This window comes from Salinimonas iocasae, from assembly GCF_006228385.1.
GTDB classification, from domain to species: domain Bacteria; phylum Pseudomonadota; class Gammaproteobacteria; order Enterobacterales; family Alteromonadaceae; genus Alteromonas; species Alteromonas iocasae.
Genome location: NZ_CP039852.1, coordinates 2,037,814 through 2,055,273 on the forward strand (window position 1 = coordinate 2,037,814; position 17,460 = coordinate 2,055,273).

General features: G+C 45.6%; 16 protein-coding genes. 5 read left to right on the forward strand and 11 right to left on the reverse strand.

Translation table 11 applies throughout. The features are described from left to right. Positions 1 to 119 precede the first annotated feature (119 nt). The gene (cysZ, locus tag FBQ74_RS08920) at positions 120 to 860 is read left to right on the forward strand and encodes a sulfate transporter CysZ (protein WP_168190642.1); all 741 of its coding nucleotides are present in this window, start codon (positions 120 to 122) and stop codon (positions 858 to 860) included. Positions 861 to 865: 5 nt separating this feature from the next. Here the strand turns inward: cysZ and FBQ74_RS08925 are convergent, their stop codons facing one another. Both FBQ74_RS08925 and nlpI read right to left on the reverse strand, forming a co-directional pair. Beyond that, the gene (locus tag FBQ74_RS08925; protein WP_139756350.1) at positions 866 to 2,311 is read right to left on the reverse strand and encodes a tetratricopeptide repeat protein; all 1,446 of its coding nucleotides are present in this window, start codon (positions 2,309 to 2,311) and stop codon (positions 866 to 868) included. Between the two features lie 11 nt (positions 2,312 to 2,322). Next, positions 2,323 to 3,213 carry a lipoprotein NlpI gene (gene nlpI / locus FBQ74_RS08930; protein ID WP_139756351.1) on the reverse strand — a complete coding sequence of 297 codons (891 nt, stop codon included), beginning with the start codon at positions 3,211 to 3,213 and terminating at the stop codon, positions 2,323 to 2,325. Between the two features lie 171 nt (positions 3,214 to 3,384). Here nlpI and cdd point away from each other — a divergent pair, with 171 nt between their 5' ends. Continuing rightward, on the forward strand, positions 3,385 to 3,792 hold the full coding sequence (cdd, locus tag FBQ74_RS08935; RefSeq protein WP_139756352.1) for a cytidine deaminase: 408 nt from the start codon (positions 3,385 to 3,387) through the stop codon (positions 3,790 to 3,792). A gap of 9 nt (positions 3,793 to 3,801) precedes the next feature. Here the strand turns inward: cdd and FBQ74_RS08940 are convergent, their stop codons facing one another. Both FBQ74_RS08940 and pnp read right to left on the reverse strand, forming a co-directional pair. Continuing rightward, positions 3,802 to 4,110 carry a DUF1244 domain-containing protein gene (locus tag FBQ74_RS08940; protein WP_139756353.1) on the reverse strand — a complete coding sequence of 103 codons (309 nt, stop codon included), beginning with the start codon at positions 4,108 to 4,110 and terminating at the stop codon, positions 3,802 to 3,804. 55 nt (positions 4,111 to 4,165) lie between these two features. After that, entirely contained in the window at positions 4,166 to 6,283 is a 2,118-nt protein-coding gene (gene pnp / locus FBQ74_RS08945; RefSeq protein WP_139756354.1) for a polyribonucleotide nucleotidyltransferase, read from the reverse strand. A gap of 326 nt (positions 6,284 to 6,609) precedes the next feature. Here pnp and FBQ74_RS08950 point away from each other — a divergent pair, with 326 nt between their 5' ends. Then, complete coding sequence (locus FBQ74_RS08950) at positions 6,610 to 7,164, forward strand: HNH endonuclease (protein ID WP_139756355.1); 555 nt, start codon at positions 6,610 to 6,612, stop codon at positions 7,162 to 7,164. Here FBQ74_RS08950 and FBQ74_RS08955 read toward each other — a convergent pair. The 5 genes from FBQ74_RS08955 to FBQ74_RS08975 all read right to left on the reverse strand — a co-directional run bounded on the left by FBQ74_RS08955 (position 7,161) and on the right by FBQ74_RS08975 (position 13,390). Next, positions 7,161 to 8,036 carry a mechanosensitive ion channel family protein gene (locus tag FBQ74_RS08955; protein ID WP_139756356.1) on the reverse strand — a complete coding sequence of 292 codons (876 nt, stop codon included), beginning with the start codon at positions 8,034 to 8,036 and terminating at the stop codon, positions 7,161 to 7,163. The two genes, FBQ74_RS08950 and FBQ74_RS08955, sit on opposite strands and share 4 nt — an antisense overlap. A gap of 113 nt (positions 8,037 to 8,149) precedes the next feature. Next, on the reverse strand, positions 8,150 to 9,397 hold the full coding sequence (locus FBQ74_RS08960; RefSeq protein ID WP_139756357.1) for a glutamate-5-semialdehyde dehydrogenase: 1,248 nt from the start codon (positions 9,395 to 9,397) through the stop codon (positions 8,150 to 8,152). Then, entirely contained in the window at positions 9,394 to 10,503 is a 1,110-nt protein-coding gene (proB, locus tag FBQ74_RS08965; protein WP_139756358.1) for a glutamate 5-kinase, read from the reverse strand. Before proB ends, FBQ74_RS08960 begins: the two co-directional genes overlap by 4 nt. A 13-nt stretch (positions 10,504 to 10,516) precedes the next feature. Further along, positions 10,517 to 12,016: a sodium/proline symporter PutP gene (putP, locus tag FBQ74_RS08970; RefSeq protein ID WP_139756359.1), complete on the reverse strand. Its 1,500-nt coding sequence runs from the start codon at positions 12,014 to 12,016 to the stop codon at positions 10,517 to 10,519. Positions 12,017 to 12,382: 366 nt separating this feature from the next. Beyond that, complete coding sequence (locus FBQ74_RS08975; RefSeq protein ID WP_139756360.1) at positions 12,383 to 13,390, reverse strand: DNA topoisomerase IB; 1,008 nt, start codon at positions 13,388 to 13,390, stop codon at positions 12,383 to 12,385. A 397-nt stretch (positions 13,391 to 13,787) separates the two neighbouring features. Between FBQ74_RS08975 and FBQ74_RS08980 the strand changes: the two genes are divergently transcribed. After that, positions 13,788 to 14,342, forward strand: coding sequence for a hypothetical protein (locus FBQ74_RS08980; protein ID WP_139756361.1), 555 nt, complete (start codon positions 13,788 to 13,790; stop codon positions 14,340 to 14,342). Between the two features lie 23 nt (positions 14,343 to 14,365). Here the strand turns inward: FBQ74_RS08980 and FBQ74_RS08985 are convergent, their stop codons facing one another. Further along, the gene (locus FBQ74_RS08985) at positions 14,366 to 15,055 is read right to left on the reverse strand and encodes an SDR family NAD(P)-dependent oxidoreductase (RefSeq protein WP_139756362.1); all 690 of its coding nucleotides are present in this window, start codon (positions 15,053 to 15,055) and stop codon (positions 14,366 to 14,368) included. Further along, the gene (locus FBQ74_RS08990; protein ID WP_168190643.1) at positions 15,052 to 15,594 is read right to left on the reverse strand and encodes a DUF2878 domain-containing protein; all 543 of its coding nucleotides are present in this window, start codon (positions 15,592 to 15,594) and stop codon (positions 15,052 to 15,054) included. The genes FBQ74_RS08985 and FBQ74_RS08990 overlap by 4 nt, the downstream gene beginning before the upstream one ends. A 163-nt stretch (positions 15,595 to 15,757) precedes the next feature. Between FBQ74_RS08990 and FBQ74_RS08995 the strand changes: the two genes are divergently transcribed. After that, positions 15,758 to 17,377, forward strand: a complete 1,620-nt coding sequence (locus tag FBQ74_RS08995; protein ID WP_408641356.1) for a diacylglycerol kinase family protein — start codon at positions 15,758 to 15,760, stop codon at positions 17,375 to 17,377. Positions 17,378 to 17,460: the final 83 nt, after the last annotated feature.

Here is a 17,460-nt window from a genome sequence, read left to right on the forward strand (position 1 = left end):
TTGGAATTATTTTTATTCGCAAAACTTTAGCAGAACTCACAGGATGTAACAATTCGCATTTGAAACTAAGGGGAAGGCTTCATGTATACTATCATTTTACCCCTCTGACTGGAGCAAAAATGATAGCAAGAAGCGGTGTTGCGTATTTCACCAGTGGCTTTTCACTTATTCGGACCAAAGGCCTTAAGCGTTTTGTATTTATCCCGTTGGCCGTCAATCTCTTACTATTCGCAACCGCGTTTTATTTTTTGTTTGGCCAGATTGAAATGGGCATTGCGTATCTAATCAACCTTATACCCGAGTGGCTAGGATGGGTACAGGAAGCGTTGGTTTATTTACTCTGGCCGATTGCGGTTATTTCTGTGCTACTCGTATTTGCGTTAATTTTTGGCACACTGGCGAATTGGATAGCCGCCCCCTTCAATGGTATTCTTGCTGAAAAGGTGGAGCGACACCTGACGGGCCAGGACATGGGTGATGAAGGCGTACTGAGTCTGATTAAGGATGTTCCAAGAACCCTGGGACGGGAGTTTTCCAAGTTTGTCTGGTATCTTCCGCGTGCTGCAGTTTTTTTCCTAATCTTCTTATTTATTCCCGTATTCGGACAAATTATCTGGTTTCTTTTCTCAGCCTGGATGCAGGCAATCGTATACTGCGACTACCCCTACGATAATCACAAAGTTCCGTTTAACAGAATGCGGCTGCATCTTGGTCAACACAAAGGCCGTGCAATGACATTCGGCATGATGGTAAATATTTTCTCACTGATACCCGTGGTTAATTTTATTGTAATGCCTGTTGCCATCTGCGGTGCGACAGCGATGTGGGTGAATGAATTGCGCGAAGAGATGGTTGCCTGACCCTCTTATTCGGCAGGCATATCGGCTGGTTCATTGAAGTCGTTATAACGATCCAGCCATTTTTCTGCGCGCTGTTGGTCACCGGCATAATGAAAATGCTGGAAAAAGTTCATGAAAACCGGGCGCTGTGCTTCTGGGGTGCTTAGCTGTGTCTTCCACAAGTCGATATAAATATCAGGAATGACGCCGCTATCATGATGTTCCATGAACGTGATCTGTCGGCTTGGCTTATACGCACGAGCCCCTACAGTATTGCAGGTTCTCGACAAGGCAATATCAACAGTTTTATCAAGCGCCAGCCATTGCATGACGGTGGCTAACGGCTGATAAGTGATTTTACCGTCTACAATCAAATTTGGTGCCTTTTCACCCGCGCAGTACTGTCTCGCGATTTCAACCGGTAACGGGTACTCATCGACAAATCCGGCAAAATGGGCAAGCTCGTGAACCAGCACCGAATAACTGTCTGACAAATCGAGATACATAATGCCGTTATTCACATTCGCCTTGCCTGCATCCCCTACTAGCACAATATGCGTTGCGCGGGTGCTTTCTACAGGCTTTTCCAACTGGCGGATGTCGCAGCCCATGCGTCCGGTTTGTTTCCAGTCAGACGAGCATTCAACACTATCCTGACTTAACCAGATTGGTGTCTGCATGCAGATTGGCAAATCGCGTAAGCGCTCATCTTTTACAAAAGCCTCATACAGCTGGCTGCCACGTTCAATACTTGATAAGGATGTCGCGAACATCTGAATTTTCTGGGCACAATATTGTTTCTGGGACCAGGGCGTGAATGCCACAGACTGTGGTGTTTGTATCTCGTACTCTTTAATAATGTCTAATAGTCGTTTTGCCATGACATGATGGTTGATTGCTGCGCGTTGTAGCAGCTTTACCCCACCTTTCATATCGCCTTCCTCAAACAGCATTCTGCCAAGCTGGAAGGCACTTTGAGGATAAGCATCGGCGGTTTTTTCTAACCAGGGTCTGGCTTTATCAACAGATTGATTTAATAAATACAGATCTGCCAGCGCGGCCTGCGCTGGTGCGTGATGCTGGCGTGCTGCACGAATAAGCCAGTTCTCTCTGGCTTCCATATCCTCACTCGCCATGGCATAAGCAAGTTGTGCATCCGCCACACCGCCTCTGGCGGCGAGGCGCAACAAACGTTCACTATTCGTTGCGTCTTTATCTAACTGGTAAAGCGCCCAGGCCGCTTCAGGTTGCCGCAAACTGACCAGCTTTTCGAGCCAGAATGCATTCTTATCGGCAGCCGCAAGCTTAACCAGGCGTTGTTGTGCTTCTTCACTGCCAAGCAAAGAAGCCTGCCACAATAAAGGTTCTGGCTTTTGGGCATGACTGGCATTATTAAGTAGCTGAGGAAGGAGATAACTGCTATCAGCCGATACCAGCACCAGTGCCAGTAAAGCAATGACTAACCCACGCATAATTTAGATACTTACTGAACTTCTGTGCCGGGACCGCGAAGCCGCTTCAGCTCTTTACGAGCGTAGCGGTGCTCGACATAATCGTGCACATTAGTACTCAATGCAAGTTTGAAATAATTTGCTGCTACGCCCTGATTTTGTTTTTCGCTATGGTATTTACCCAGATAAAAATACGCTTCGCATAATCTTTCTGTTAGCTCCCGCTGATTAGAAACCCCGTCGATAAGTTGGCTAAGAAGCTGCTCTTCGGACACGTTGCCGATGTACAAATCAATCAGACTAATTGCCCAGTGTCCGGCACTCAGGTCACTACGAATGGTTTTCAGATAATCACGGGCTTCCTGCTCGTTCACTTTTGCCATCGCAAAATACAGCCACAGAGCACGAAAAGGATCGGTGGGTTCTTTTAAATAAAATGTTTTCAGGTCTTTCACGGCGAGATCAGAGCGATCTCCGTAATACAACGCGATTCCACGGTTTAAAAAGGCAAAATCGTATTCCGGGTTGATATCTAATGTGGAGTCAAACGCTTCATAGGCCTGGATATATTCATCCTGCTGTATAAAGTGAATACCAATGGAATTATATGCCTGCGCCATATCAGGTTTTAGCTGTAATGCCTGGCTATAATCAAACTGCGCCAGCCCACCTAAGCCTACGCTGTCATACAGCATGCCACGCTGATAAGTTAACTCTGCACGCTCTTCATCACTTAGCTCGCTGCTGGCAAGAATTTGGTTATACCGGATTATCGCCATTTGCGAGCGCGGACTGACAGGAACAGGTTCAGCAAGCAACAGATTGCCCATCTGGCCGCGCGATTGAGGCTCAGGAGTCTGCGCGCAACCAGCCACTGTGATAGCAGTGAATACAAAAAAAATGAGACTTATCAGTTTGTGCATGTTAAAAATGGCATCACTTTAGTAAACAGGTATATCGCATAACGACTTTATGCTTTACCCGGGAGCAACCAATCATTAAATGAAAGCCGCTTCCCTGATGGAAATGACTGGCGCAACCTTCGCCGATTTGCCCAGAAAAGTAAAGCTTATCGATGTTTTTGCAGGAATAATATGGACAATAACATTATTCAAAAACTCGTAGAAAGTGCCTACGAAGCTCAGACACATTCCCACTCCCCCTACTCCGGCTTTAAAGTCGGCGCCGCAGTACTCAGTAAAAACGGTAACGTATTTTCCGGCTGCAATGTAGAAAATGCCGCGTACCCGCTGGGTCAATGCGCCGAGGCTACTGCAATTGGTGCTATGGTTACCGGCGGCGATAAGGCGATTGAAGCAATAGTTATCGCAAGCCCTAATGATGAGGCGTGCTTTCCATGTGGCGGATGTCGTCAGAAGATTGCCGAATTCGCTGCAGACGATACGCCCGTTTATATGGTGACCAAGAGCGGAAGCTTACATCCGGTCACCATTGGTGAATTGCTTCCCTATGCCTTTCGCGATACAGCGCTGGCAAGCTAGCAGTTGGCATTACTCGCTGGCAGATTTGCTCTGCTGGCGGGCATTTAAAGCATCCAGTTGCTGCTCAGTAGCGGGTAACTGATAATGCTCCTTCCAATCAGCGTACGGCATTTTATAAATGATTTCGCGCGCGGCTTCATAATCAAGCGTTTCACCTCGCTCCTGCGCTTCAGCCACATACCATTTCGCCAGGCAATTGCGACAAAAGTCTGCTAATACCATCAGGTCGATATTTTGCACATCCTTATTGGCATCCAGATGGTCAAGTAACCGTCTGAAGGTAGCCGCCTCAATTTCAGTTTGCGTTTGTTTTTCCATTTTTCTTCTCCAATAAAAAAGGAGGCCTGAGCCCCCTTTTACACAGCGATTAAAATTACTCGCCCTGGTCGTTCTGCTCTTTAGGAGCAGGCTTTTCCAGTAATTCTTTGATGCTCAGGCGAACACGGTTTTGGCGGTCAATTTCCATGACTTTCACATCAACCATCTGGCCTTCAGACAGGTAGTCAGTCACTTTATTCACACGCTCATGAGCGATTTGTGAAATGTGAACAAGACCTTCCTTACCTGGCAACACTTCAACGAACGCACCGAAATCAACGATACGGGTAATCTTACCATGATAGGTTTTACCTACTTCGATCTCTGCAGTTACCTGCTCAATCTTGCTAATAGCAATATCCGCTTTTGCACGTTCGGTAGCAAAAATCTTGATTGTGCCATCATCTTCAATTTCGATGTTAGTATCTGATTCCTCAGTAATCTGACGAATCATTGCACCACCTTTACCAATGACATCGCGGATCTTATCCTGATCGATCTTCATGGTATAAATACGAGGCGCAAATTCACTCAACTCGTCACGGTGACCTGAGATTGCTTCATCCATCACTTTCAGAATATGCAGACGGGCTTCTTTTGCTTGCTTAAGCGCGATCTGCATAATTTCTTTAGTGATACCTTCGATTTTAATATCCATCTGCAATGCAGTGATACCATCGGTAGTACCGGCCACTTTAAAGTCCATATCACCAAGGTGATCTTCGTCGCCCAGAATGTCTGACAATACAACGAAATTCTCATCGCTCTTAACCAGACCCATCGCAATACCGGCAACAGACGATTTAATAGGTACACCCGCATCCATCAGAGCCAGTGATGTACCACATACTGACGCCATGGACGAAGAACCGTTAGACTCTGTAATCTCAGATACCACACGCACAACGTACGGGAAATCTTCTTCACTGGGCATAACGGCCTGAATACCGCGCTTAGCCAAACGACCGTGACCGATTTCACGACGCTTGGGAGAGCCCATCATGCCGGTTTCACCTACACAATAAGGAGGGAAGTTATAGTGCAGCATAAAGCGGCTGTCACGTTTACCCTGAAGCTCATCAATCATCTGTGCATCACGTTCTGTACCCAGTGTCGCTGCAACCAGCGCCTGCGTTTCGCCACGTGTGAACAATGCTGAACCGTGTGTACGTGGTAGTACACCCGTTGCTACGTCTAATGCACGAATCATCGCAGGGTCACGGCCATCGATACGCGGCTCACCAGCAAGAATACGTGAACGAACAACGTCACTTTCCAGATCATGCAGAAGATTCAATACTTCTTTCTGGTCCTGCTCTTCATCCTGCGCGATAATATCGGCAAGCGCTTTTTCAGTTACAGCGTTAACAGCATCTTTACGCTCCAGCTTATCTGAAATCTGATACGCCTGAACCATGCCATCGTGGGCAGCTGCTTTCACTTTTTCTTTTAGGGATGTGTTCTCTTGCGCCGGCTGCCAGTTCCAAGACTCAGAGCCAACTTCTGAAGCAAATGCGTTAACCGAATCAACAACGGTTTGCAGTTGCTCGTGACCAAACATTACGGCGCCCAGCATAACATCTTCAGAAAGCATGTTTGCTTCTGACTCAACCATAAGTACAGCGCTTTGCGTACCGGCAACAACCAGGTCTAATTCGCTCTCTTCCTGCTCAGAAGCACGAGTATTCAGAATGTATTCACCGTTAGTATACCCAACGCGTGCTGCACCGATAGGACCGTTAAACGGAATGCCGGAAATAGCCAGCGCCGCTGACGTACCGATCATTGAGATAACGTCTGTTGGAATTTCAGGATTTGCAGACATGACGGTCACAACAACCTGAACTTCGTTTTTGAATCCTTCAGGGAACAGTGGACGAATCGGTCGGTCAATCAGACGCGCAATTAGCGTCTCACCTTCTGAAGGACGTCCTTCACGCTTAAAGAAACCACCCGGAATCTTACCTGCTGCATAGGCTTTTTCCTGATAGTTAACGGTTAGCGGAAAGAAATCCTGATCTGCTTTGGCTTCTTTTTTACCAACAACTGTTACCAGTACAGATGTGTCATCCATACTCGCCATAACAGATGCTGTCGCCTGACGAGCGATTACACCCGTCTCCAGAGTCACAGTATGCTGACCATACTGAAATGATTTTGTAATAGGAGTCACTATTTGTCCTTTATGTCTCTGTATATATTTTTTCGCTTTTAAACGCGGCGCCTAGTATAGCTTTGAATTCAAATCAATACCATCCGCAGATAGCCAAATGACAACTGCAACACCACATTCGTATTCCTGCCGCGCGTTTTAAAACTGCCGATACCCTATCAATGGCGGATCGAAATGCCAAGTACGCTTTATAAACTAAAGATTGGAGGGTCGCTGACGGAAAAACGGAATTACAAATTTGATAACAAACCCCAAAATTGTATGTATTTTCATCAAACTGCCATATTTTAGCGTATGATAGTAATAGAGGATTGTTGGAGTTACCTATGCTTGTATTACGATTAAATAAAGCGGGAATGCCACAGGACTGGATCCACCCGGAGCAGGCAGCTCGATTGTACTGTCAGCAGAAAGTCATTTTTGAATTGGGCGATGACTGCCGAATTTTGCACGGTGGCCACAATCGTCTTGGGATACAAAGCACAATACGTTTAGCCCCTATTATTGCCTGTGAAGGTAAAGTCACCGATTTGTCAGGTAAAGTGGCGCTGACAAATCGCTATCTATTCAGACGCGATAACGATATATGCATGTATTGCGGTCAGGCGTTTTCACCCAGGGTGTTAACCAGAGATCACATTCTTCCTCGGTCCAGGGGTGGCAAAGATAGTTGGACCAATGTTGCTACTGCTTGTCAGCGTTGCAACCACGCAAAAGGTGCCCGCACACCAGAGGAAGCTGGCATGCCTCTTCTCGCTGTGCCGTTTCGGCCTAATGTATACGAACGATTTTATCTGATGAACAGACGTATTTTAGCTGACCAGATGAATTTTCTGGCCAGCCACTTCTCGCGTCAGCGAGAGTGGCAGATTATGGCCTAATGCGTAGCAGGTTTTGCTTCGGCTTCCTGCTCGGCGAGCGCCCGGTGCCATAAATTCATCCAGTCTGCAGAGATTTTTTGCTGAAGATCGTGCGCTTCATCAGTCGGGCAAAACAGCGCGACAGAAATTACAATATGACCCAGTTCATTGGTTTGAACGCCAATGGTGGGATCTATCTGAATAAATTCGACTTCCATGTGTCGTTCAATAAGACTTTTATAACGCTCTGCTACATCACGATAAAAATCACAGTGTGCCTTTGCTCTGGCAATAAATGATGGCAGAAGCGTATAGGGATTTAACTTGGGTTCGCTGGTAATGGTAAAGGTATGCAATTTATAGCGACGTAAGAAGTTCAGATTTTTAACTACCTGAGTAACCAGGTGACTGTTGGGCACATAAACATGCTTCCCGGTATAGTCATGCGTTTCCTCATCGACCTCAAGCAGCGCAGTTTTCGCCCAGTCCATCTCCACGACTTCACCAACAATTTTATTCATCTGAACCCAATCGCCAACGCGAAACGGTTTTGCTCCAAGGTAATAGATAAACCCGAGAAAACATTGGATGAACTCGCGCATCGCAATAACAATAGCCACCATAAAGGCAGCAATAGATATGGCAAGGCTCTGAATCTCGGAGCTCCATACCAGAATAACCAGTATGAAAAGAAAACCATTACTGATTTGTTCCAGAATATTGATCGTATGGCGACGATCCTCGCCACGACGTCTGCTACGCAGGCGAATCAGCTTAAGGACAAGCCGCTGCAAGCCTAAAAATAGAACAATAATTATCGCTGACGTTACAATTTTATTGTCAGCGGCGAAAGCCGTAATTTGCTGCCAAAGTACATCCACAGAATAAGGCAATCCTGGTCTCCTGAATTAAACGATTAAGCGCTTGATGCCCATAAAAAAACACCGGGCTACATAGCCCGGTGCTCATTATGACGAAACCGTATATCAGGGACAATCCCAATCAGTTAATTTCTGATCTGTCCTTCACCGTTCACCAGATATTTTTCAGTAGTCAATGACTCAAGACCCATCGGGCCGTAGGCGTGCAACTTGGTCGTCGCAATGCCAATTTCCGCGCCCAGGCCAAGTTGGCTACCATCAGAAAAACGTGATGATGCGTTGACCATAACAACCGATGCATCAACCGCCAGCTGGAACTTTTTGGCTGCATCTTCATTCTTAGTACAAATGACTTCTGTATGGTTACTACCAAACTGGGCGATATGGTCAATAGCAGCATCGAAATCATCTACAACTCTGATCGCAATTTCAAGTCCTAAGTATTCCGTACCGAAGTCATTCTCACCAATGACATCAGCGCCATCGAAATACTTGCTGCCTTTTTCATTAACGTGAATTTTAACGTCATGTTTAGCGAGCTCCTCGGCAACGCGAGGCAGGAAATCATCTGCTACCGCCTGATGTACGACCAGACCTTCAAGCGCATTACACACGCCTGTGCGCTGCGTTTTACCATTAAGCAGAAGCTGCAGGGCCTGGTCTAAATCTGCATCTTTATCGACATACAAGTGACATACGCCCTCAAAATGCTGGATAACCGGCACCTTGGAATTATCGGTAACGTAATTAATCAAACCTTCACCACCACGCGGAATAATTACATCGATATAATCCCGCTGTTCCATTAATTCCTGCATCAATGCACGATCAGGATTTGGTACTACGGTAATCAGTGCTTTAGGCAAGCCGTGCTTTTCAAGAGCGCCCTGCAATAATTCTGCAATTGCAAGACTCGAATCAAGTGCCTCTTTACCGCCACGCAAAATAACAGCATTACCTGATTTAAAGCATAGTGCGCCTGCATCTGCCGTTACATTGGGACGCGCTTCGTAAATCATACAAACGACACCCAGTGGGATACGCATCTTACGAATTTTGATGCCATTGGGGCGTGTTCCAAAGTCTCTAACTTTGCCTGCTGGATCTTCTAAATCGATAATAACTTCAATGCCTGCGGCCATATCTTCGATGCGATCATCATCAAGAATCAGTCGATCTACCATCGCGGCATCCAGATTATTTTCTTTCGCCCGGGCGACTTCTTTTTCATTAACTGCTTTAATTTTATCTTTATTCGAGCGAATAGCTTCTGCCATGTCTTTTAGCACTTCATTTTTCTTGGCAGTATCAAGAATCGCCAGCTTTTGAGCGGCTTTTTTTGCATCTTGTGATAGTTGCGTAATAATACTCATTCTTTCTCCAAATTTGCTAAATGCTGATTTGAAATAATCGGTCCGGTTTTTTCTTCAAACTCTGAAGCGAATTCTTCGTTATCCTGTTTGGCGATAAAGTTAAGCAGACAACTGCTGTAATTTGATTTTGCTTTTACTAACTTTGTTCCATCGTCTTTTCTGACAAGAATAGTGTCACCGACAGAAAACTCACCTTTTACATCAATTATTTCACTACTCGTTAATTCTTCCGAATTGTCTTCAAGTGAGGCTTCGAAATTACTTTCAACAATCACCTCACCCTGTGCATTTGATGTATGCCTCATCCAATGCACATTTTCTTTCATTGGCACTTCGTAGGCCTGGAAATGTGTGCCCGGATTTTTCCCATCCAACAACATATTGAACGACAACTCTGTGAACCCGTTGATGATGAACGTGTCGATACCATGAGAAACTGCCTTTTCAGCAGCCTCAATCTTGGTACGCATACCACCCGTTCCTACACCACCTTTAACCGCGCCACCAGCCATGGCATAAATACTTTCATCTATGTTCTCGACCCATGAAAGCAATTTCGCATCATCGTTTTCATGCGGGTTTTTATCGTAAAGACCATCAATGTCTGAACATATTATAAGCGCATCAGCATCTGCTGCTGCCGCTACCATTGCTGACAAGTTGTCATTATCACCAACTTTCAGTTTATCGGTTGTAACCGTATCGTTTTCGTTGACGATTGGCAGAATCTGGTTGTCTAACAGCGAGAACAATGTCTCTCGAATACTGACATAACGTTCTCTGTCGCGAAGGTCAGCATGGGTCAGCAAAATTTGCGCTGAAGGGAAGTCAAAGAGCTTGTCCCATGTCGAAATCATTTCAGTCTGACCTGCTGCAGCCATCGCTTTTTTCACAGCGATGTCTGTATTTTCCTGGTCTGGAAACATGTGTGAGCCCGCTGCAACGGAGCCTGAAGATACCAAAACAACCTGGATTCCTTCAGCGCGACATTTGACAATAAACTGCGCGATGCTCAGCAGATAGTGACTACTACACCCTTGTTGATTGGGTGCAATAAGTGCACTTCCTACTTTAATTACAATGCGTTTCCAATTTGCACGATTCATAGCTTCGATCACCTTAAGACTGTTGTTCTGCTAGTTCCTGACTGGCTTGCTGATACATTTTCTGCACATTCTCGGCAGGTTTCGTATCCAGCGCTGACACCACCCACAGGGTCGCGGTACTCACGATAAACCCTGGAACAATTTCGTAAATTACGCTGCTAAGTGTTTTACCATCGTTTAAAACTGGCGCGTAAATCCAGAATAAAACAGTGATAGCACCTGAAATAATTCCCCAAAGTGCAGCCTTTTCAGTCAGGTTTTTCTTATACAGACAAAACAGCACTAATGGACCAAATGCGGCACCGAAACCTGCCCAGGCGTTACTTACCAACGAAAGAATAGTATTTGATGAGTCCATAGCCAGCAGAAGCGCTACTACCGCTACGCCACCAACTCCGAACCGACCAATAGTTACGGTCTTTTTCTCGCTCACTTGTTTTTTTGAAACAACTCTGTACATATCTTCAGTTAATGAACTGGCCGACACCAGTAGCTGAGACGATATAGTACTCATGATTGCAGCAAGTATTGCCGCCATCAGAAATCCGCTAATTAACGGGTGAAACAGAAGTTGCGAGAATAAGATAAATATAGTTTCCGGGTCATCTACCTGCAATCCGAACTGATTAGCATAGGCGACACCCACAAAGCCGGTGGCAAGCGCACCAATAATGGTTACCAGCATCCATGACATGCCGATATTGCGAGCAGTACTCACGGCTTTTACCGACCTTATGGCCATAAACCGAACGATAATGTGCGGCTGGCCGAAATAGCCAAGGCCCCAAGCCAGGCTCGATAATATGCCTATTAGGGTCATACCTTCCCACGATGCAACCAGACCGGGAACAGACTGCGAAGCGGCTGCACTCATCTGCGATGCACTATCAAATTCTGTGTAAGCAACAATCGGGACCAGTATTAGTGCAACAAACATAATACAGCCCTGCACAAAGTCCGTCATACTAACAGCCAGAAAGCCACCTAACAGCGTGTAAGAGACGACCACGCCGAGCGTAATAATCAATCCCCAGTGGTACTGAACGCCGAACGCGCTTTCAAATAGCTTACCGCCGGCTACCAGGCCAGCAGAGGTATAAAGCGTGAAAAACATGACAATGATTGCTGCCGATACCATCCGGATAGGTGAGTTAGCACGGCCGAATCGCTTCGCAAAGAATTCTGGAACGGTCAGCGAATCATCCGCGACCTCGGTATAAACCCGTAATTTTGGTGCAACTAAAATATAATTAGCCAATGCACCGGCAAGCAGTCCGATCGCAATGTACATTGCATCGAATCCTGTGACATACATTGCACCAGGCAACCCCATTAGCATCCATCCACTCATGTCAGATGCGCCGGCTGATAATGCGGTTACCTGGGGACTCACCGCACGTCCTCCAAGGATGTAGCCAGAAATGTCGCTGGTTGACTCACGATAGGCAAACAACCCTATTCCCAGCATAGCTAAAAAGTAAATGGCCAGTGAAATGTAACTTTCAATCGGCATACTGCGTTGCTGACTCCTGTATTAGTTAATCATCGCGATGGCACACTTGTGTAAGGTTTAATAAAAACCAAAGTTAAGTGCGTGGGTCTTCACACCGCCCCGTTAATTTGAGTTCTAACTATATCAGTCGAAAACATTTAATTGCAAATGATTAGCCTTTTATGGGTGACTAAACGAAAACTTACGATTAAATCTTTATAAAACTCACTATTAACATTCAAAACACTAAGCTTGTAGCGGCTTATGCACGTATGACGTGCTTTCAAATCACATATTAGTTACATCAACTTATGTTAACAATAGGTTAACCGAGCGATTTTTCATGCACCTTAACTGGTTTTTTATTCATTTCACTTGAATTGTATTCTAAGCGCTTTGTTTGCCTATTATTTGACCTAACACCTTTTCCGTCTCTGAAACGGAGGCGTCACTTAACCCCAGTTCATCGACAATATCGCTCATCGTCGTGATCAATGGAGCGCGACTGGTGTCTTTTTCTACGATAGAATAAATATTTGGATGAAGATAATACTGACGACAAACCGTTGGCGTGTTGCCGAGCATCGAGGCCACGTGACTGGTGAGTGTTGCTGGCCAACTACGCCGTTTGTTTTCTTTTACTTTCAGGGCCACTTCAGGCATCGAGAAGAGCGCAAATCGACTCGCTCCCCAGGTTCTGAAGTCTTTGCATGAGTACTCAGCACCTAATCTGTCGTGAATAAACTGATTCACATCATCTGAATCAATATCGTGCCAGCGCCCTGCCCGATCTTCGTAACGAAAGAGTGCATACCCGCGCTCCTGAGCGCTTTGCGCCACTAAGTCAGCAAGTTTACCGTCCTCTACCTCCACATTTCGGGGCTTGTTGTGCTTACCCACAAAAGACAGGGTGACGTGGTCATCATCCTGCTGGACATGTTTACGTCTTAAGGTAGTAAGCCCGTATGTGTTATTTTGTTGGGTGTAATTACGATTGCCTATTCGCAGACCTGTGTGGTCAAGAAGAAGGCAGATAAGTGAGAGTGTTTTCTCAGGCGTCCAGTCATCCTTCTCAACTTTACCCCAGCAATATTGACGAAACTCAGGTAATACACTGCCAAAGCCGGATAACCTTTCGAATTTCAGCGCCTGCTGTTGCTCATGCCACTTGGGATGATAGATATATTGCTTTCGGTTTTTAGCGTCATAACCGGTGGCCTGTAAGTTATCGGAGGGATTTGTTGCAATCCTGACGTTCTGCCAGTTTGGCGGAATAACCAGCTTACTTAGCCTGTCCAACACTCTGCCAGACTGGACTTTACGTCCACTAACGTAAAAATACTCAAAACCTTTCCCGCGACGCTTCCTTATAATTCCTAGTTCAGAGTCTGCCATTCATTCACTACCTGTCATTCTGATATCGGGCATTTAATCACGCTCCTATGCCTACGCGCTTATGACAGAATAATACGCAAAGATTTTAAATCAGGACTTATCATTAAAATTCCATCATCAAGTGCAGCCTGGTTGCAATTTAAAAGCGTCATCAGACCACCGTATAATTAACGGGAAATATTTGCTCGTGATTACGCAATTCTTTCCGTAATAAACGCCTGTATAAGCCCTAACTTTATTTTTAGTTGAAAAATTTTAAAACTTAACAGGCAGTTATACAAAGGCACGGAACTTGTATTTTAAATTGTGTTCAATACTTTTTTTATATTCAAATTTTCCTTGGATCGCAGATATTAGCGCTGTGTATTGACTAACAATCTGATGAAATGGTGAACAAATGAATCAACGAGCCAGTCTTGATGAAATGCGAGAAGCTATTTTAAGTACGGAGCACACACAAGTCGCCGCCGTTTTCGACAGTGAAGAATCGGCCCGGGCATCAATCAGTGAAGTTGAAGCGGCAACTGATGTGGTTGATCGGCAGGTCACAATCGTTAATCCGTCTGATACCAATTTTAGCGAAAAACTTGAAGCAGATAGTCAGAAGCTGGGTAAACATATGTGGTATGCCCACCTGTTACTTGGTGCTGCCGGGTTGTTGGTAGGCTTGTTTGTTGGCTGGCTACTGGTTAATTTTGGCCCCGCTCTGACCCAGAGTAATCCTTTATTTACCTATATAGCAATGATAAGCCCAGGCATTTTTGTTGGATTGTTTGTTGCTGGCCTGATTAGTCTTCGACCCGATCGCAGTGAGATAATAGATACGGTTCGACACGCCATTCGGCGAAAGCATTATGCAGTTATCATCAATATGAAAAAGCATCAGTCTGTCAAAGCCGTATCAGAAGTTCTCTCACGAAAAAGTCATAAGGTCGTAGACGCCGCATCATAAAAAAAGCGCCTTACGGCGCTTTTTTACCAATTTATTTCTTTCTTATCCCTGAAGAATTTGCCTGAGGGGCCATCGTCTTCAAGCTGGCCTAGCCAGATAGCCGTTTCAGCACCTTTTTCAGGCGAGCGAGGTGCATCCCGGCCCCCCATTCTGGTATGCACCCAACCAGGGCACATTGCATTTATTTTGACATTTGAATGGTCAGCAACATCGTTAGCAAGTTTCAATGTCATTGCATTTAATGCGGCTTTACTCACCGCATAGGCCAATGGGCCTTCCATACCTTCTGCAAATGAACCGTAGCCTGAAGAAACATTCACTATTCGTCCGTAGCCTCGATCTATCATACCGGGAAGCACCTGCTGACAAAGCGCCAGCGGCCCATTCAGATGAACCTGCATTGAGCGTTTTAATTTCGCCAGGTCGAGATCCTTCCAATTCGCGTCATCCATTACACCTGCATTGTTAACCAGTACATCGATTCTGCCAAATACAGCTGATGCCCGGGTAATATTGTCGACAACGGCTTGTTCGCTGGACAGGTCCATCTCAATAACCTGAATATCTGCACCGACGATATCCTGCTTGACCTCCTCGCCGGCGTCTTCATCGCGGCACCCCATCAATACCTTACATCCGGCTTTTGCATAGCCTCGCACAATCTCAAGGCCGATCCCCCGGTTACCACCGGTGACAAAAACAATTGGCGTCATGATTTCTCCTGTCTTTCGAATTGTGTTTGTGAATTATCAGTAAAATATTGTTCAATGCCTCGGGCAATACCCATACACACCGGAAAAATAACAGCCCACACTGCGCTTAAAATTACGAGAGTGGACCAAAGCGTTTGTGGGAATACTACCGCACCAAACCTTTCACCGGCCCAGTAGCTAACCGGGCCAAACACCGCACCTAGCAATACGCAAACCACCCATCTACCCTGTAAATAATTCAGGCTATAGGGCAAGGTGAGACTAAATGCGCCCCATAAGGCAATTAGCCAAACGGGGATAGGCACTAAGTAAACTGCTGAGTTGAATAAAAATAAGCCGGTCTTAGTCAGCACACTATCGACCAATGTGCCTAATATCACAATAACCAGCATTATCACTACATCCCTTGATTTAGCGCGGGAAAAGGCAAAAAAAGCGATAAAAAGTAAGCCTATCGCCCAGATAAACTCGTACTGTTTAAAAATCACCAGAAACCAGGTTGTCTGAAACCAGATAAAATTTACAGCTTTATTTAACATACTGGAATTCATGGCAAAATTTCTGCATTAGGTCTACCCCGTCCGCTTGCTAAACAATACACAGTGTGAAGACATATTGAATTTGTTTACGCATTATCAGAGCGACGGTTCATTCATCTAAATGACAGATAATTAAATCTATAAGGGAGTTAGCACAGTGAAAATGGTAAAGTATTACGTTCTGGGCGCGATCGTTTCTCTTCTGTTGGCTATTTTCATTCCCTCCTTTATTGCTGCAATTTTCTTTGGCTGGATAGCTTTTTCACTGGCTGTGGTGAGTTTTGCATATCTCTTTAATTACCCCTCCCTGTTTCGCAAACGTGAAGATGGCTCCATCCCTGTCTATGTACGCTGGGCCTTCATCCCTTTTCTGATTGGTACAGGTGCATACAATCATTTTGCGAGAAAGCATGACAAGGTCCCGCCGATACAGAAAATCGACGACAACCTCTATCTGGCCTGCCGTTTGTTCTCCAGCGATATAGAAGAAATGAAGGAGAACGGCGTTACCGCAATACTTGATGTCACTGCAGAGTTTGATGGTCTGGACTGGACCGCCCATCAACTCGACCTGGAGTATCTCAACATTCCTGTTCTGGACCATACCAGTCCCACTGAAGATCAGTTAAATACAGCTATTAACTGGATAGAGCAGCAAATAGCCAGTGGCCGAAAAGTCGTTGTACACTGCGCGTTGGGCCGTGGCCGTTCGGTGCTTACCGTTGCGGCATACTTGCTGGCCAAAGATTCACGTTTATCTGTTATTGATGCGCTGAATACCATTCAGTCTGTTCGCTCTACCGCTCGTTTGAATAAACATCAACTGGGGTCTTTGAAAAAAATTAAGCAAGGCGGAAGATTGCAGCTTACGCGTTCACTGGTTCTTATTGCCAACCCCGTAGCAGGAGGTGGTAAATGGCAAATGGAAAAAAATGATATTCTGGCTCAGTTAAACCCGCATTTTAGGGTACAGGTGCTGGAAACCAGTAAAGAAAAAAACGGCACGGTGATGGCTGAACAGGCTATAAATGATGGAGCAGATATTTTGGTCGCCTGTGGTGGCGATGGCACAATATCCGAAGTTGCCCATGCCTGTATCGATCGTGATGTTACGTTAGGCGTCATTCCGCTGGGTACAGCAAACGCCCTGAGCCAGGTTATACACGGCTATTATTCAAAACTGGTTCCAATCAGTCATGCCTGTGATGTTATTGTTGAAGGCAGTACAATTCAAATGGACACGGCCAGCTGTAACGACAAACTGATGCTATTGGTTGCCGCTGCCGGCTTTGAAGAGCAAATGATTTCATCAGCCGATCGCGAACAAAAGGATGCTGGCGGTCAGATGGCCTATCTCAGAGGGTTGTGGGAAGCGATCACACAAAATGAGGTTCAGGAATTGGTCGTGACTTTTGATGACGACGAACCAGTGACCATAACGACGCCCAGTTTTGTGATAGCAAACGCGGCACCACTGACTACCGCCCTGGCCCAGGGTGGCGATGAACCTGATATGACAGACGGAAAGCTTGATATTACCTGGCTACAGCCTCAGGAACAGGCAGATATGCAATTTTTGTCTCTGGCAGAACTGGTTTTCTCCAACCAGGATTATAAAAAGCAGTCCGAACGCCTTGAACATCGTCAGGTAAAAAAGGTTGTTGTGGAATTCAATGAAAAGAGTGATTACGCGCTCGATGGTGAAATTCTTCAGGCGAAAAAAATCACCGTAGAGACTAAGCCTGCCAGCCTTACAGTATTCAATTACCGGCAACCGGAATAAGGTTATCTGCTGAAAACATTCAGGATTTTGCTAGAAGTATGATCAATGTTGAGCCACAGGGGGTACATAAGTTCATTAGTGGC

Bases quoted from the DNA above. Each gene is read 5' to 3' on its own strand.
- cysZ (WP_168190642.1), top strand. From the start codon at position 120: ATGATAGCAAGAAGCGGTGTTGCGTATTTCACCAGTGGCTTTTCACTT.
- FBQ74_RS08925 (WP_139756350.1), bottom strand. From the start codon at position 2,311: ATGCGTGGGTTAGTCATTGCTTTACTGGCACTGGTGCTGGTATCGGCT.
- nlpI (WP_139756351.1), bottom strand. From the start codon at position 3,213: ATGCACAAACTGATAAGTCTCATTTTTTTTGTATTCACTGCTATCACA.
- cdd (WP_139756352.1), top strand. From the start codon at position 3,385: ATGGACAATAACATTATTCAAAAACTCGTAGAAAGTGCCTACGAAGCT.
- FBQ74_RS08940 (WP_139756353.1), bottom strand. From the start codon at position 4,110: ATGGAAAAACAAACGCAAACTGAAATTGAGGCGGCTACCTTCAGACGG.
- FBQ74_RS08950 (WP_139756355.1), top strand. From the start codon at position 6,610: ATGCTTGTATTACGATTAAATAAAGCGGGAATGCCACAGGACTGGATC.
- FBQ74_RS08960 (WP_139756357.1), bottom strand. From the start codon at position 9,397: ATGAGTATTATTACGCAACTATCACAAGATGCAAAAAAAGCCGCTCAA.
- proB (WP_139756358.1), bottom strand. From the start codon at position 10,503: ATGAATCGTGCAAATTGGAAACGCATTGTAATTAAAGTAGGAAGTGCA.
- putP (WP_139756359.1), bottom strand. From the start codon at position 12,016: ATGCCGATTGAAAGTTACATTTCACTGGCCATTTACTTTTTAGCTATG.
- FBQ74_RS08975 (WP_139756360.1), bottom strand. From the start codon at position 13,390: ATGGCAGACTCTGAACTAGGAATTATAAGGAAGCGTCGCGGGAAAGGT.
- FBQ74_RS08980 (WP_139756361.1), top strand. From the start codon at position 13,788: ATGAATCAACGAGCCAGTCTTGATGAAATGCGAGAAGCTATTTTAAGT.
- FBQ74_RS08985 (WP_139756362.1), bottom strand. From the start codon at position 15,055: ATGACGCCAATTGTTTTTGTCACCGGTGGTAACCGGGGGATCGGCCTT.
- FBQ74_RS08990 (WP_168190643.1), bottom strand. From the start codon at position 15,594: ATGTTAAATAAAGCTGTAAATTTTATCTGGTTTCAGACAACCTGGTTT.
- FBQ74_RS08995 (WP_408641356.1), top strand. From the start codon at position 15,758: ATGGTAAAGTATTACGTTCTGGGCGCGATCGTTTCTCTTCTGTTGGCT.